Genomic DNA, 14,646 nt, shown 5'->3' with positions numbered 1-14,646 from the left:
CTTATAAATATGAATAATAATTAAAAATGATAGACATGATAAGACGATTGATTTATTGGGTTCTCCTACTTTTCGTTTGTATGGGCGCCCATGCCCAATTCCGGGTGACAGCCCATCAAGAGGGTTGGGACCGGATTCCTCCGCAAGCGCAAAAAGACGGCTTTTGGTTTCAACAATCCGTTTTAGCGAATATGGATGATGATGCCGCTATGGAAGAGGTCATGCTTTTCGGGCGGGATAATGGGCATTACCCTACTTTCGACCTGTTTAAGTTTTATTACGTGATCGTGGATAATTATACGAAAGAGATCCAATATATATCGGATGAGATCTATGTGACGGATAAATATGCGCTTACGGTGGAGGATCGCAATAATGACGGGATCTCCGAGTTATATATCGATTATTTTAAGGATGGGAAGTTTACGGTTGATGAGCGAGGATATAATTTGCGAACCACCCGTTGCTATGACCGTATCGAATGGAGCCCCGAGAGTAAAAACATTAAACCCCAACAACCATGAGAAAGTATATCTATTTTATAGCGCTTATCTGTTGCGCCTTATCAGCCTCAACCTCTTACGCCCAGAAAAAGGTGATAAAAACGATGATGATCGCCGGGCAAGATGGCAGTCATTATTGGCGAGGTGCTTGCGAGGCCATGAAGCAGATTTTAGAGAACAGTGGAATGTTTAAGGTGGATTTCGTCTTTACCCCGGATTTCGGAGGAGATATAAATACCTTTAAGCCCGATTTCGCTAAATATAACTTGGTTGTTGTTAATTACGGAGGTGAAGTCTGGCCCGAGCCTGTCCAAAAAGCTTTCGAGAACTATGTAGCGGATGGTGGTGGGGTCGTGATTATCCATTCCTCCGTGGTACCTATGGCCGGTTGGAAAGCGTACAACGAGATAATCGGCATGGGAGCTTGGGAGGGGCGAAACGAGAAAGACGGTCCTTACCTGTATTGGAAAGAGGGCAAATATGTATACGATTATACACCCGGTTATGCGGGTTATCATGGCTTGCAGCATGAGACGATCCTAGAGCATCGTGCGCCGGAGCACCCTATTTTGAAAGGTCTGCCTATAAGATGGAAACATTTCAAGGACGAGATTTATACCCGCTTGCGTGGTCCGGTACGGAATGTGGAGATATTGGCTACCGCTTATGAGCGTGGACGCCATGAACCGTTGATGTGGACGGTGAAGTGGGGGAAGGGGCGTGTCTTTGTCGATCTGTTGGGGCATTGCGGCAATGACCCGAATATGATTTACTCGATGGAGTGTACGGGTTTTCAGGTAACCTTACTAAGAGGGGCTGAATGGGCAGCCACCGGGGAAGTGACGCAAGAGGCCCCTCGGGATTTCCCATTGGAAGATACCTGTACGCTCCGTCCGGAATTCAAGGCTCCTTTCCATGCGACGAATTAAATGCCTTAATAAGATGGTGTCTTTCGACAGAATAATCAAATTGACAAATTGTAAAGTTAAGTCCCGGAGAATCGATTTTTCCGGGACAAAGTACGGCTCGCTCCTAAATACGCAAGAAAAAATCAGTAATCGTTTGTTAAATAGATAGATGTCAAAAAACAGCCTTTCATTCTAGCGAAATTAGTTCATCGTAATTCATATCTTATGGGTTGTTTGGGCTATCTCATAGGGTTACGATGGGGAAATGATAGGGTTATGATGCCTATTCATGACAGTTCATAACCCTATTCATGACTGCTTTCGATGCCCAACGTGACTATTGGCGTTGCCTAACACGACTAGTTGCGTAGGCTTTCATGACCTATCGTGTATAAAAAGCGGCCTTTTTGAGTAAAAAGCGCCATATATAGCTATCCTCTTTCCTCTACTTGGTAACCTCTCTCAAAAGGTAGTGTTACAAGATACGCTTTATATCTATTAAAAAGACAGGATTAGATCGTATCTTTGTCATTCGTTCATTAAAGTCATTGGTTATGTCAAATCAAGAATATATCAAGATCGAGGGAGCTTATGAGAATAACTTGAAACATATCTCTCTGGATATTCCGAAGAAGCAAATCACTATATTCACCGGGGTCTCGGGTTCCGGGAAATCGTCGTTGGTATTGGATACCATTGCCGCCAGTTCACGTCGGGAGTTGAATGAGACGTTCCCCAGTTTCGTGCAGCAATACCTGCCCAAATATGGCCGTCCGCATGTAGACCGGATCGGGAATCTGCCGGTCGCTATCGTGATAGACCAGCGGAAGCCCGCTCCCAACGCCCGTTCTACGGTGGGGACTTATACGGATATCTATTCATTGCTCCGTCTCTTGTTCTCACGGGTGGGCAAACCCTTTGTCGGATATTCGGATACATTCTCCTTTAATCATCCGCAAGGCCGTTGTACCCGTTGTGACGGATTGGGGGAGATTCGTGAGCTGGACGTGCATAAGCTGGTTGATTTTGATAAATGCCTGAACGATGAGGACGTGATCCATTACGTCACCTTCCAGCCCGGCCAATGGCGATGGATACGTTATGCTTGCAGCGGCCTTTTCGATCTGGATAAGAAGATCCGGGATTATACGCCGGAGGAGTTGCGCTTATTCCTTTATTCCCCGCAAATCCGTTTGAAGAATCCTCCTGCCGACTGGCCGAAGACGGCGAAATATGAGGGCTTGGTAACCCGTATGTATCGCAGCATCATCAATTCCGAGGAAGGGAAGATCCATCAAAAGGTCTTGGAACCGATGGTTACGATGGGAATCTGCCCGGATTGCGGTGGGACCCGCTTGAACGATAAGGTACTTTCTTGCCGGATCAACGGGAGAAATATAGCCGAAGTAACTCATATGGCGATCCCCGAGATAATCGCTTGGCTTCGGGAGATTGATGACCCGTTGGCGAAAGACATGAAGCAGGCGATCGGAGGCCGGTTATCCGCCTTATTGGAGATCGGTTTGGGGTATTTGACGCTGGATCGCTCCATGGAAACCCTTTCCGGCGGGGAGGCGCAACGCTGTAAGATCGCTAAATATATCAACTCATCTCTTTCCGATATGCTTTATGTGTTGGATGAGCCGAGCGTGGGCTTGCATAGCCACGATATCCATTTATTGAAAGCCTCGGTCCGAAAGTTGCGGGATCATGGGAATACGGTCTTGCTGGTGGAACATCATAAGGAAATGATACAGATCGCCGATCATATCGTGGATATGGGGCCGGGTTCGGGTATGGAGGGCGGCCGTATCTTGTACGAGGGAGATTATGCGGGCTTACTCCGTAGCGATACCTTGACCGGCCGTATGCTAGGAGAAAATACCCCTCTGAAGGAAAGCCTCCGGATCCCGTCCGGTTGGTTTACGGTAAAGCATGCCCGTCTTCATAACTTGAAGGACGTGACGGTAGATCTTCCTATGGGAGTACTGGCGGTGATCGCCGGTGTAGCCGGTTCAGGGAAAAGCTCGTTGATGGAATGCTTCCGCCGGGATTTCCCCGAGGAGGTGATTTATATCAGCCAAAAGAATATCGGGATCAGCTTGCGTTCCACTCCGGCCACTTATCTGGGAGTTGCGGATGATATTCGTAAACTTTTCGCTAAGGAAAGTAAGGCTGGGCTTAGTATGTTCACGTTTAACGGAAAAGGCGGTTGCCCGGTTTGTGGGGGAAAAGGCGTGATCGTGTCTGATATGGCTTTTATGGATTCGATCGAGACCGTTTGTGAGGCTTGTGGAGGATTGCGTTATTCCCCGGAAGCCTTGCGGTATACAGTGGATGGTCTTACGATCGCCGAGGTGATGGACTTGACAGTCCGCAAGGCTTCCCTTCGTTTTGCGGGAACGGTGATAGCGGAGAAACTCCGTCCGCTTATGCTGGTTGGTCTGGGGTATTTGCATTTGAACCAAGCCTTATCCACATTATCGGGAGGTGAGTTGCAACGGGTGAAACTGGCGTCTTATCTAGGAACCCAAAGCAAGGTCTTTGTCTTGGATGAGCCGACGGATGGCTTGCACGTGAAAGATATCAGGCATATTATCTCCTTATTCGATTCTATGGTAGATCAAGGCAATAGTGTCTTCTTGATCGAACATAATCTGGATGTCTTGAAAGCGGCGGACTATGTGATCGAGATAGGTCCTGGAGGCGGACTAATGGGGGGTGAGATCTTGTTTAGTGGTACTCCCAAGGAGTTACTATCCTGCGAGCGTTCCGTTACGAAAGACTATCTTGTTTGATGATTATGAATATTATAGGGAAAGAGACGCAGCACGCTGCGTCTCTATGTGAATATACGTCAAAAGTGAGGTCGCTTACTCATCATACGAGATATTCCCTAATTCCTTAATCTTCGAATCTCCGACTTGATGCGTGAATAACTCAATCAATTGAGCGGGCGTTAATGTCATCTGAGGCGAGAACTCGGAGGAATCCATATAACTTAATAAGCTACGGTATAATTGGCGGGCTTCCGGGTATTCTTGTTGGGTTTCCAAGTCTGTCATACAGATTAATAACTTGCCCGGGCCGACATTGAATTCTTGGATCATCCCTAATTTATGATTACGCTCCACGTTATCGATCACCTGTACGATTGGCCTGTAATTATCCGGAAGCTGGTCCAGTATCAACGGATGGCTATTCTTTATCATCGTGAACCATTGCCAGTTTGTATGGAAATCCGTCGGGAAATGAGCGAAAACCGGATGAGAGGGATTCATTAATAATCCGAGGGTACCCGGAGAGACCGGTTTCTTTACCCATTCGCAGATGGACTTAAACATCCGGTAATTCCAGTAATCTGTCTGGAATAATCCTTCTACCGTCACGTTCTTGTAAGTCTTGGCATCCGGGAACCACAATACTTTCGCCCCGTTCGCCAATAAGTTCTCGGCCTGTTTATCCCATTTCTTAATAACATTGATATCCGTAGGGATTTGCACGTTATTATGTTCCGGATAAATCCATAACGGATAATGATTGTGATAATCCGTGCCCTCGATCGCCAGCCGTAAAGTATAGGTCTCAGCCTCTTGAATGGCAGGTAAAGCGATATTTAATGGGCCTACCTCGGCCAACGTACCTTGATTGATTTGCAGCGGTATGTTGTTTTGGGCGATTACTTGATCTTGACTATTCGTCAAGGTCCAAGTTAGATGTTTCCCTTTTAAAGTGGTAGGTGTATAGTTCGCTACCTTGATGGAGCCTTTGAGCGCCTCATTCCCAGAGTAACAGAATTTAGGTAGGAGAGCCAGTAATATGACATCATCGCAAGACTCTTTCCATTCCTTGGCGGTTATCAAGCCCTTATTATCCATAAAAGCGTCCAAGATACCGACTAACGCCGTGCCCTGTCCCGGATAATCCTGTAAATCCAATAATTGGAAGCCGGCCATTCCCGGAGTACGGAACGCCATTTCCATCTCGGCCCGGTAAAGTTGCGCCATCCATTTACCGGAAGCCTTGAAGAAATCATCCGCTTGTCCGGCCATACAGGACTCGCCCAGTCGTTTGCGGAATATCTCCAGATTCCAAGGTTTTAGTGCCCCGGTATATTTCTTGATTTCCTCATAATTCGGATAACATTGGAATTGCCCGGTCTCATGTCCGATGATAGGCAATGAACATTGTTCGATAGCGGATTCGAAATTCATGACCGAGTTTGGATAGGTATGGTTGATATAACCGCCATCCTCCGCATCTGCGAAAGAGAAGGAACCCCGGGTATGGTTGCTGAATACGTTAGCGCCGGGGACTCGACAGGTCGTGAAGTAATCGTCACCCGCCGCAGGGCCGTTGAAGCCTAGATAGTCATTCGATCCAGATGCGTATAAATGCCGTCCGTCCTCACTACGGAAACGGGCGATCATGTCTACCATCGCTTCTTGATCCCCGGAAAGCTCGTTGCCGATCGCCATCATGACGAAAGAGGCGTGATTCCCGTAAGCCTCCTGTATTTGTAATCCTTCTTTGGTGAGGAAATGGATCAAAGTGGTATCGCCCTTTTCCATCTTTCCCCAGAAAGGTAGTTCCGGTTGGAGGTAAAAACCTTCGATATCGGCCGCCTCGAAACAAGCTTTAGGAGGACACCATGAATGGAAACGGCAATGATTGATACCGTATTCCTTGGCGATGCGGAAATAGCGTCTCCATGCTGCGGTATCCATCGGTACATGGCCTGTAAGCGGAAATACGCAAGCATCGTGTTTTCCACGAAGGAAGGTGGTCAATCCGTTGATGTTGAATTGTGTTCCTTCTGCTTTGAAATCTCTTAATCCGAAAGTAGTACTTTGGCTATCTTGGATATTCTCTCCTTGGATGTTCGCGGTCAAGCGATACAGGGTAGGGGAGAACTCGCTCCATTCCAAGGCGTCATCACCCATCGGTATTTGGAATATGATCTCGTCTTGTTGAACTACGATATTCTTATTGAATTTGATATGGTGCTCTAAGCCTGTGTTGAAAGCCTCCATCTCTATTTGAACGGCGGCTACGATCATTTGCTCGAATGGATTTGAAAGCTTTATTTTTACGTCCACCGTTTTTTGATCCGCATGTGGATATACTTGTATCCGGCGGATATGGAATTGTGGACGGGCTTCCAATTTCAGGTCTCCGATAATACCGTTCCAGTTTGTCTGCGTGGATTCCGTATAAGCGTGTGAATTGTCCAATAATTGGGGCGGAACGCTCAAACCGTTATCGACTAGAATAGTCAAGTGATGCTTCCCAGCCCGGAGATATGTGGACAGATCGTATTCTTGAGGGGTGGAAATATGGTCGGATGAACCGACATATATGCTATCTACCCATATTTGGGTCGGTTTTGTTCGCTCCAAGATTAACCAAATGCTCTTGCCTTCCCAGTTCTCCGGAATCGTGATCTCTTTCTGATACCAAGCCTTACCTTGATAGCGGAAGGGCCTAGACAAATGAGTTGTCTCCTCCTTATCATTGTTAGGGTATCCTTTTTGGTTGGTGTCCGTGGTACCCGGTAATTGAACTTGCTCGGTGACATCTGTTGAATCCAATCGTAATTCCCAGCAACCGGCAAGCGATAATTCCTCTCTACTCTCTTTGGGAGTTTGGCATGCGAATAGCATGAGCATAAGTGGAATACTCCAAAATCTCTTCATGGTAATGTTTTTACTCTAAATATGGTTTACTTAATTAATAGTGTACAAAGGTAGTATTTTTGGCCTTTTTATTAAGGAGAAGATATGAAAAAAGAAGAAGATTTTGTTATGGGCCTGTCCATCTACATGGCTTGTCTGCGTGAGAAAAAACGGTATTCCACGGCGAAGAGTTATCAAGATGCCTTGAACTCGTTCAAGTGCTTTTGCGGTATGGAGGCGATTCCTTATGCCTATATTAATAGGAACAGGCTTTTGTGCTATCAGTCATGGTTGTTGGACAAGGGCCGTTCGTTGAATACGGTGTCTACCTATATGCGTCGGATTCGTCACATTTATAACTTGGCCGTGGAGGCGAACGAGGCTCCCTTTGTACCCAACCTGTTCAAAGATGTCTTCACGGGCGTTGAAAGCAAGCGGAAGAAGGCGTTGCCGCGAGAGATGCTGGAGCGTATGTTTAACGCCCCGTTGGGGGATCCGTCCTTGCGGCGTGTACAGTTGACCGTTCGGTTGATGTTCGCGTTCAGCGGGATAGCGTTTGTGGATCTCACGCATTTGAAATGGGAGAATATCCGGGATGGGATATTGCAGTATCACCGACAAAAGAGCGGGTCTCTCATACAGCTGGAGATTCCCTCCGGGGCGTTGCGGCTGTTGGATGAGTTGTCCGCTTGTACGGCAAAGGAATCCCTTTATTTATTTCCTTTTTTGAGTGGAAGGAGAACCGGTGAGGCGGCCTACAAAGAATATAACAGGACCCTGTCCCGCTTTAATCGTGACTTGAAGTTGTTGGCGAGATCGACAGGCGTTACGCTTCCGGTCACCTCATATACGATCCGTCATTCATTCGCCTCGTTCTTGAAGGAACAAGATGTATCGATCGAGGTTATCAGTGAGTTGTTGGGGCATAAGTCTATTAAGACAACACAGATCTATTTGAAGAGCTTCTCGTTGGAACGTTTGTCGACAGTGAACCGGAATTGTTTTGAGAGCGTGTGTAAACCGATACCCAAAGTGGGGTAAGAGGCTTGCTACTCGGGAAGTAGCGTATTCTTTCACGGCGCAAAAGTAATAAAAAATAACAAATAACAAGCAATCATAAGGCTTAGTTTGTTCATTAGTTTGTGCTCCGACCTTGATTCTCCTTAAATCTTCGTTCTTATTCCTAGTGCATAGACATGGCAATAGAGACGAAATGATCTCGTATTTCCTACATCATCACGTCCCTCCTAAAAATCGAACATACATTCTTGTAGAGACGGGGCGTGCCCCGTCTCATCCCCTCAAAATGGTATTCTAAATTACTGTCAGACGGTGGGAGACGGAGCGTGCTCCGTCTCTACAACTGGGTAATAACCATTTTCCAACCTTTTAAGCTACTTCCCGAGTAGCTTAATATTTCAAGCGATGGTGATTTTCAGAAAAGCCATTTTTAAAGACATAAAGTGTTGTTTATCAGGAGTAAATATGGTTCTCTTGGTAGGGCTTTGAATTGTCGTGAGGCTTGAGTGGAGATCCTGCTATAATCTTAGGAAAAGATAATCATAATGATGAATGTTTTGAGAGACGGTCGCTCGGAGAGGGGTACGGCGCGGGTTGGCAAGCGTCATGACCTGAAGACTGTACGCTGGTACGTGCTCACGCTTCCTACTACGGGTGTGGCACGACGCGACAGGATCAGCCCCGCTAAAAGCTTGGATGCCGAGCTTTCCCGGCGCAAGCGTCGTGGGGAGACGTTGTTCGAGTATTTCGCCCCCTCCTATGTGGAGGTGAGGAAGGTGGACGGAAAGATGGTCAACACGAAACGACCCCTGCTGTTCAACTACGTGTTTGTTCGGTCCTCGGTTGAGGAGATCTTCCAGATGAAGCGCACGCTTCCCCTATACAATTTCCTTCCCCGGGTCTCTTCCGGAGGCATGACTCATTTCCCTTATCTGTCGGATGACGAGATGGGGAATTTACGTTGGGTGGCGGAATCTTATTCCAACGAGCTTCCGGTGTACGTACCGGACAGCGACCGCTTGCTGAAGGGCGACCGTGTGCGTATCACGTCCGGTTATTTTACCGGTATGGAGGCGGAGGTGGTGATCCAGCCGGGTGGCGGGCATAAAGATGTGATGGCTCGTATCCTCGATTGCATGTGGGTCCCCTTGTTGGAGGTGAAGCCGGGTGAGTATGAGCTGATCGAGCTGAACACAAAGGGTAAGCACGTCTATACCCATCTGGACAACGACCGCCTGCGGGAGGGTTTGCACGATGCCTTGGGACGTTACCATGCCTCCGGCAGCGTATCAGAGGAGGATACCCGCTTGGCCCTTGAGGTGTTGAGATCCTACGGTTCGCTCCGTGCGGAGACGGACGTGATGCGTTGTAAGGTCTACTCGTCACTCCTACCTGCCTACAAGCTGTTGGGCGAGGAGGATGAGTTCGTGCGTTTGCTCGCCACGATGCGCAGTATGCTCCCGGCGGTAAAGGCGGCGCAATCCCGTGCCTTGCTGCTTGTGACGCTCTACGGTTGCACGGACAGCAGTCTCTACCGGCAGATGGCGCACGAGGTTGTGGACCCGTGGTGGTGTGAGTCCTCGCCCAAGAAAAGCAAACAGACTTTAATCCGTCGCTTGGACGATTACGATCGATGGCTGAGACATGATGAACAATGAATAATGAATAATTCAAAAATCATAAATCAAAAATCAATGTCTTCCCTTCCTTCCGGCGTTCGTTTGGTGCGGTTGCTGAACGAGCATTTAAATGATATCATGAGCCGCGAGCGTGCGAACCAAAACTCGATTCACCTGTATTGCACGGGGCCTTACTGGGTGGCATTTGAGTGCTCGGCCTATCAGTTGCGCCATGTATTCCCGGACAGCGAGATTACGCCAATGCGTTTGCTCGGCTACCCGTTCCCGGTGGTGATGGTGTCCGTTACGGATCGTTCGCTCCGCTCGTATGCCCGCAAGCACATCTTGCGAAGAGACGACATAGATTACAAATTATTAACAGCATCCCAACTCTCCCATGAGGACTACCAAGCGTGGCATGCCGGCGAGGTGAAGGGGTTGCCTTCATTAAGTGAGATCGTATGAGTGAGGTGCAAATTCTATTATTGTTATTACTGTCCGGATATCTGATCTCCGTGTCTTTGGGCATGGTGATCATCCCGAGGATCTTGGTGATCTCCCACAAGAAAAGACTGTATGATGTCCCGGATTCTCGAAAGGTACACACGACCCCGGTTCCCCGCTTGGGTGGCCTGTCGTTTTTTCCCGTGGTCTTGATGTCGTTTGCCTTGGTGATAGGCTTTCGCCTTTATCTGTGGCCCTCGGATCTGTCTAGCTTCTCGATCGAGATGCTCCATGAGTATCTTTTCTTGTTCGTGGGCATGACACTTCTTTATCTGGTGGGTGTCTGCGATGACTTGGTCGGGGTGGGTTACCGCTACAAGTTCATCGTACAAGTCGTGTCGGCCCTCCTGCTGGTGTTGTCCGGCAATTGGCTCGATACGCTGGGAGGCCTATTCGGGATCTATTCGGTCCCGGCCTTGCTGGGTGTGCCAGTCACGGTTTTCGCCGTGGTTTATGTGACAAACGCTATCAACCTGATTGACGGGATCGATGGTCTGGCCTCCGGTTTGTGCTGTATCGCCTTATCGGTCTTGAGCGTGTTCTTTTTCATTCAAGATCAATGTGTTTATGCCTTGCTCGCTATCTGTACGCTGGGAATCCTCATGCCTTTCTGGTGCTACAATGTCTTTGGCAATGCCAACTGCGGGCATAAGCTCTTCATGGGCGATGCTGGGAGTTTGACGTTGGGCTACGTGATCAGTTTCCTGATCATTCATTTATGCGTATCGAATAGTACCTCTACGGAGCGTTCGAATCCTTATTTGGTGATTGCCTTTTCCACGGTCTTGGTACCGTTGCTGGACGTGGTACGTGTGGTGCTGCGCCGCCTTCGTGAGCACAAGAACCCGTTCTTGCCGGACAAGAACCATTTCCATCATAAGTTGTTGCGCACGGGTATGCGGGTGCGGATGGTGATGGTGACGATCATTTGCGTGTCCGTTTTCTTTATCGCATTGAATATTGTATTGGCTAATCATTTGAATGTCAATTGTATATTATTTTTAAACCTGTCTCTATGGACGGTTCTTCACTTGGTGATCGATTGGCTGATCGCCCGGAATCGGCAGAAGAGGGAATCGGCATTCGACAAGAGGTTCTAGACAAGGAAAGCCGGGAAGGGCAATTCCGTCCTTCCTATAAATCAAAATACCATGAAGAAAGTATTGAAAGGCTGGCTCATCGATAATGCGGTGACCACCGACAACAAGACGGACAAGATCTTGTTACTGGCCTCGGCCGGAAGTTTAACTTTGGATGACGTGTTGGAGGAGATGTACAAGCAAGACACCGGTCTACGCCCGGAGACGATGCGTCACTCTGTGACCCTCTACCATCGGATAGTAATGGACTTGATCTTAAACGGCTATAGCGTGAACACGGGTCTGTTCCGTGCCGTCCCCCAGTTGAAAGGCGTGGTTGAGGGCGGCGCTTGGAACAAGGAGAATAATTCCATCTACGTCTCTTTCACGCAAGACAAGGCTCTGCGCGAGGCGATCGCCAAGACCGTGGTGGAGATCCTCGGCGAGAAGTCTAACATCATGTACATCCTGGAGACCGAGGATCGTAAGACGGGCTTGAAAGACGGCAGCGCCACTGCGGGTCACAACTTCTTCGTCCGTGGGGCGATGTTGAAAGTGGTTGGCGACCACGAGTCGGTAGGTGTTACGCTGACCGACTCCAAAGGTGCCACCACGAAACTGACGGACGACCAGATCACCATCAACAACCCTTCTTCGCTCACGTTGCTCCTGCCGGCTGATTTGGCGGAAGGTGAGTACACGCTGACTGTGACGACGCAGTATGGTAGTGCGGGTCACATACTGAAAACGCCTCGTAGCGTAAGTACGCAAATTTGGGTGGGCGGAAAGCCTGCTGATGGCGGTGGCGATAGCGAGAGCCCGGATGAGATCTGACATATTTGGTAAATCGCTATTACCAGTACAGGTAAATCACTATTACCTGTACTGGTAAACCTCCTTTACCTGATAAGGTAACAAAGATTTCTCGGTTGAGTATGCTTTGGAAATAGCTTGTACATTGGTGAGATCACGGTGTGATCTGATAATGGGTGTAGGAATTATGTGAATAAAGTTCCTAATAACATTACATTGGACACAGATAATGTTAAAATCAAAATTGATTGTTAATATGACTAGGTTTAGGGTACTGCAAAGAGCCTCCCCTAGAGTGTACGCCTTGTATTGAGTTTGCATAATATTTAAATGATTTATTAATAGAGAGATGAGAGAACGTATTGTTGCCTTCGACTATTTAAGGGCTCTTGCTATTACCGGTATATTGCTATGCCATTTTTGTCATAATTATAATTCAATTTCATTTTTAGGACATTATTTCGGAGGTGTCTTTGTAACATTGTTTATCGCAATGTCTGGTATGCTATTTGGTATTGTATGGAATAATAATAGCCGGATGGAATATGATATGTCTTTTCTGAAACAAAGATTTTTTAAACTTTCAGTTACATATTATCCATTTCTGATTTTAATGTTTGCATTCCTTTATTTTGTGGATGATTATCATTTCAATGTAAAAAATCTGTTCCTAATAAATATGTTTCATTTTTGTTTTTTATTAGTTTTGAGATATATTTGATGTTTGAGCTTGTTAGTGAAGGACGTTATTCCTTAATGCGTATTATAGATAATCCTTTTTTTGCTTTTGTAGTGTATGTGATTTCTAGTGTATTATTGGGTTGTATATTGCATTTTATTGTAAAATACATAAAAAATATGTGCTTTAATTGCTCTTAAGTCATGAAATATTATTCTCTGCATTGTCTGGTGTGTCTTAATAAAGTGTGTGCTTTGGATTGTTCGATTACGATTTTATGTCTGCAAATTCCGAAAACAATAAGCGAATAGCTAAGAACACGTTGTTCCTCTACATGCGCATGCTTCTGATTATGGGGGTGACGCTGTACACCAGTCGGGTCGTGTTGAGGGTTTTGGGTGTAGAGGATTTCGGCATTTATAATGTGGTGGGAGGGGTAGTTTCCATCATGAGCTTTTTTATTTCTAGTTTATCTAATGTTACCCAACGATATATGAATATAGGTTTGGGAAAACAAGACTTAATGGAGACAGGATGTGCTTTTAGACAGAGCCTAACCCTCATGTGGCTGTTGTCCGTATTATTATTGCTGTTTGGTGAAACATTGGGACTTTGGTTTGTATACAATAAGTTAGTGATACCTCCAGAGAGGTTAGGTGCTGCCGTTTGGGTATATCATTTTTCATTGATCTCCATACTTTCCGCTATTAATCAAGTCCCATTAATGGGGGCTATAGTTGCGCATGAGCGAATGAATATATATGCCTATCTTGGTCTTTTTGAGGCTTGTGCTCGATTATTCATAGTCTATTTGCTTGAAGCTTTTGGAACAATCGATTCGTTGATATTGTATGGTTTGCTTATGGCTATAGTTTCTGTCTTCGTCTGGCTAATTTATGCGATATATAGTGTAAGGTCATTTACCGAATGTAAATTTAGGTTTTATTGGAATTATAGTTTGGTCGCAGAGATGTCAAAGTTTATAGGTCAAAATTTATTTGGCTGTTTCGCTTGGTCTGCAGGTGTACAAGGAACAAATATCCTTTTAAATATATTCTTTGGTCCCGCTGTAAATGCGGCACGAGCGGTTTCTGTGCAAGTAAGCGCAGTTGTTACACGTTTTACTGAGAATATGATGACAGCGGTTAAACCTCAAATAATTAAATCATATGCTTCCGGTGATTGTGAATACATGGTGACACTAATTGAGAAAAGCTCTAAATATGCTTATTTCTTAGCGGCCTTGATAGCTATACCTGTAATGGTTGAGATAGAGTTTATACTGGAGGTTTGGTTAGGTGAGGTTCCAAGCCATACTATATCATTCACTCGTCTTGTTCTGTGTGAATCCTTGATAGGAGTATTTATACCACCTCTATGGATGGCGGCAAATGCAACTGGACATATAAAAAACAGTCAAGTATATGGTAGAATGTTCACGTTGGCGATATTACCTATAAGCTATCTTTTGTTAAGATTGAATGCTAATCCGCTTGTCCCATTTATTGTTGCGGTTTTAGCAAATGTAGGATATTGGTTTTATAGTTTGTGTGATATTCATAGGCAAATACAGTTGAATATGAGAAAATACTTTCGAGATGTTGTTAGGCCTATATTAATTTTTACATTCTCATTGGTGTTAGTCGGTTCTATATTGATGTTAATCGAACCTAATGATTCAGTTTTTCGTTTCTTGATAGTTTTTTCGCTTTCCGTATTTATTGGCTTTAGTGTTATTTATAGTTTGTTGCAATCAAGTGAGCGTATGATATTGCATGCGGCTCTAAAACGATTTGTTGTTAAATAGTTGTTTTTGTTATTAATAGAGTAAAAATAGTATATAAGC

11 protein-coding genes are annotated in these 14,646 nt (G+C 46.0%); 10 read left to right on the top strand and 1 reads right to left on the bottom strand.

Annotated elements, in window-relative coordinates:
* The first annotated feature begins 26 nt into the window (after positions 1-26).
* From CI960_RS11345 to CI960_RS11335, 3 genes are all read left to right on the top strand, one after another.
* The gene (locus tag CI960_RS11345; RefSeq protein ID WP_009017861.1) at positions 27-524 is read left to right on the top strand and encodes a hypothetical protein; all 498 of its coding nucleotides are present in this window, start codon (positions 27-29) and stop codon (positions 522-524) included.
* The gene (locus CI960_RS11340; protein WP_005856231.1) at positions 521-1,432 is read left to right on the top strand and encodes a ThuA domain-containing protein; all 912 of its coding nucleotides are present in this window, start codon (positions 521-523) and stop codon (positions 1,430-1,432) included. Before CI960_RS11345 ends, CI960_RS11340 begins: the two co-directional genes overlap by 4 nt.
* A gap of 533 nt (positions 1,433-1,965) precedes the next feature.
* Entirely contained in the window at positions 1,966-4,209 is a 2,244-nt protein-coding gene (locus tag CI960_RS11335) for an excinuclease ABC subunit UvrA (protein ID WP_005856235.1), read from the top strand.
* A 75-nt stretch (positions 4,210-4,284) separates the two neighbouring features.
* Here the strand turns inward: CI960_RS11335 and CI960_RS11330 are convergent, their stop codons facing one another.
* The gene (locus CI960_RS11330; RefSeq protein ID WP_005856237.1) at positions 4,285-7,107 is read right to left on the bottom strand and encodes a sugar-binding domain-containing protein; all 2,823 of its coding nucleotides are present in this window, start codon (positions 7,105-7,107) and stop codon (positions 4,285-4,287) included.
* An 84-nt stretch (positions 7,108-7,191) separates the two neighbouring features.
* On the opposite strand from CI960_RS11330, the gene CI960_RS11325 reads away from it, so the two are divergent.
* The 7 genes from CI960_RS11325 to CI960_RS11285 all read left to right on the top strand — a co-directional run bounded on the left by CI960_RS11325 (position 7,192) and on the right by CI960_RS11285 (position 14,607).
* Positions 7,192-8,127 carry a site-specific integrase gene (locus CI960_RS11325; RefSeq protein ID WP_094582350.1) on the top strand — a complete coding sequence of 312 codons (936 nt, stop codon included), beginning with the start codon at positions 7,192-7,194 and terminating at the stop codon, positions 8,125-8,127.
* Positions 8,128-8,651: 524 nt separating this feature from the next.
* On the top strand, positions 8,652-9,764 hold the full coding sequence (locus tag CI960_RS11315) for a transcription termination/antitermination protein NusG (protein ID WP_005856240.1): 1,113 nt from the start codon (positions 8,652-8,654) through the stop codon (positions 9,762-9,764).
* A 36-nt stretch (positions 9,765-9,800) separates the two neighbouring features.
* On the top strand, positions 9,801-10,190 hold the full coding sequence (locus CI960_RS11310) for a hypothetical protein (protein WP_005856242.1): 390 nt from the start codon (positions 9,801-9,803) through the stop codon (positions 10,188-10,190).
* Positions 10,187-11,329: an MraY family glycosyltransferase gene (locus tag CI960_RS11305; RefSeq protein WP_005856244.1), complete on the top strand. Its 1,143-nt coding sequence runs from the start codon at positions 10,187-10,189 to the stop codon at positions 11,327-11,329. Before CI960_RS11310 ends, CI960_RS11305 begins: the two co-directional genes overlap by 4 nt.
* 51 nt (positions 11,330-11,380) lie before the next feature.
* Positions 11,381-12,142, top strand: a complete 762-nt coding sequence (locus CI960_RS11300; protein ID WP_005856246.1) for a DNA-binding domain-containing protein — start codon at positions 11,381-11,383, stop codon at positions 12,140-12,142.
* 328 nt (positions 12,143-12,470) lie between these two features.
* Positions 12,471-12,842, top strand: coding sequence for an acyltransferase family protein (locus CI960_RS11290; RefSeq protein ID WP_005856250.1), 372 nt, complete (start codon positions 12,471-12,473; stop codon positions 12,840-12,842).
* Between the two features lie 235 nt (positions 12,843-13,077).
* Entirely contained in the window at positions 13,078-14,607 is a 1,530-nt protein-coding gene (locus CI960_RS11285) for a membrane protein (protein ID WP_008778277.1), read from the top strand.
* Positions 14,608-14,646 lie beyond the last annotated feature (39 nt).

This window comes from Parabacteroides sp. CT06, assembly GCF_002257605.1.
Taxonomy (GTDB): domain Bacteria; phylum Bacteroidota; class Bacteroidia; order Bacteroidales; family Tannerellaceae; genus Parabacteroides; species Parabacteroides distasonis.
Note: the sequence above shows the minus strand (reverse complement) of the source record. Positions and strands in the feature narration are given on the sequence as shown.

What these genes read in the sequence shown, in the direction of transcription:
- CI960_RS11325 (WP_094582350.1), top strand. Translation starts at nt 7,192, where the DNA reads ATGAAAAAAGAAGAAGATTTTGTTATGGGCCTGTCCATCTACATGGCT.
- CI960_RS11340 (WP_005856231.1), top strand. Translation starts at nt 521, where the DNA reads ATGAGAAAGTATATCTATTTTATAGCGCTTATCTGTTGCGCCTTATCA.
- CI960_RS11290 (WP_005856250.1), top strand. Translation starts at nt 12,471, where the DNA reads ATGAGAGAACGTATTGTTGCCTTCGACTATTTAAGGGCTCTTGCTATT.
- CI960_RS11285 (WP_008778277.1), top strand. Translation starts at nt 13,078, where the DNA reads ATGTCTGCAAATTCCGAAAACAATAAGCGAATAGCTAAGAACACGTTG.
- CI960_RS11305 (WP_005856244.1), top strand. Translation starts at nt 10,187, where the DNA reads ATGAGTGAGGTGCAAATTCTATTATTGTTATTACTGTCCGGATATCTG.
- CI960_RS11345 (WP_009017861.1), top strand. Translation starts at nt 27, where the DNA reads ATGATAGACATGATAAGACGATTGATTTATTGGGTTCTCCTACTTTTC.
- CI960_RS11335 (WP_005856235.1), top strand. Translation starts at nt 1,966, where the DNA reads ATGTCAAATCAAGAATATATCAAGATCGAGGGAGCTTATGAGAATAAC.
- CI960_RS11330 (WP_005856237.1), bottom strand. Translation starts at nt 7,107, where the DNA reads ATGAAGAGATTTTGGAGTATTCCACTTATGCTCATGCTATTCGCATGC.
- CI960_RS11300 (WP_005856246.1), top strand. Translation starts at nt 11,381, where the DNA reads ATGAAGAAAGTATTGAAAGGCTGGCTCATCGATAATGCGGTGACCACC.
- CI960_RS11310 (WP_005856242.1), top strand. Translation starts at nt 9,801, where the DNA reads ATGTCTTCCCTTCCTTCCGGCGTTCGTTTGGTGCGGTTGCTGAACGAG.
- CI960_RS11315 (WP_005856240.1), top strand. Translation starts at nt 8,652, where the DNA reads ATGATGAATGTTTTGAGAGACGGTCGCTCGGAGAGGGGTACGGCGCGG.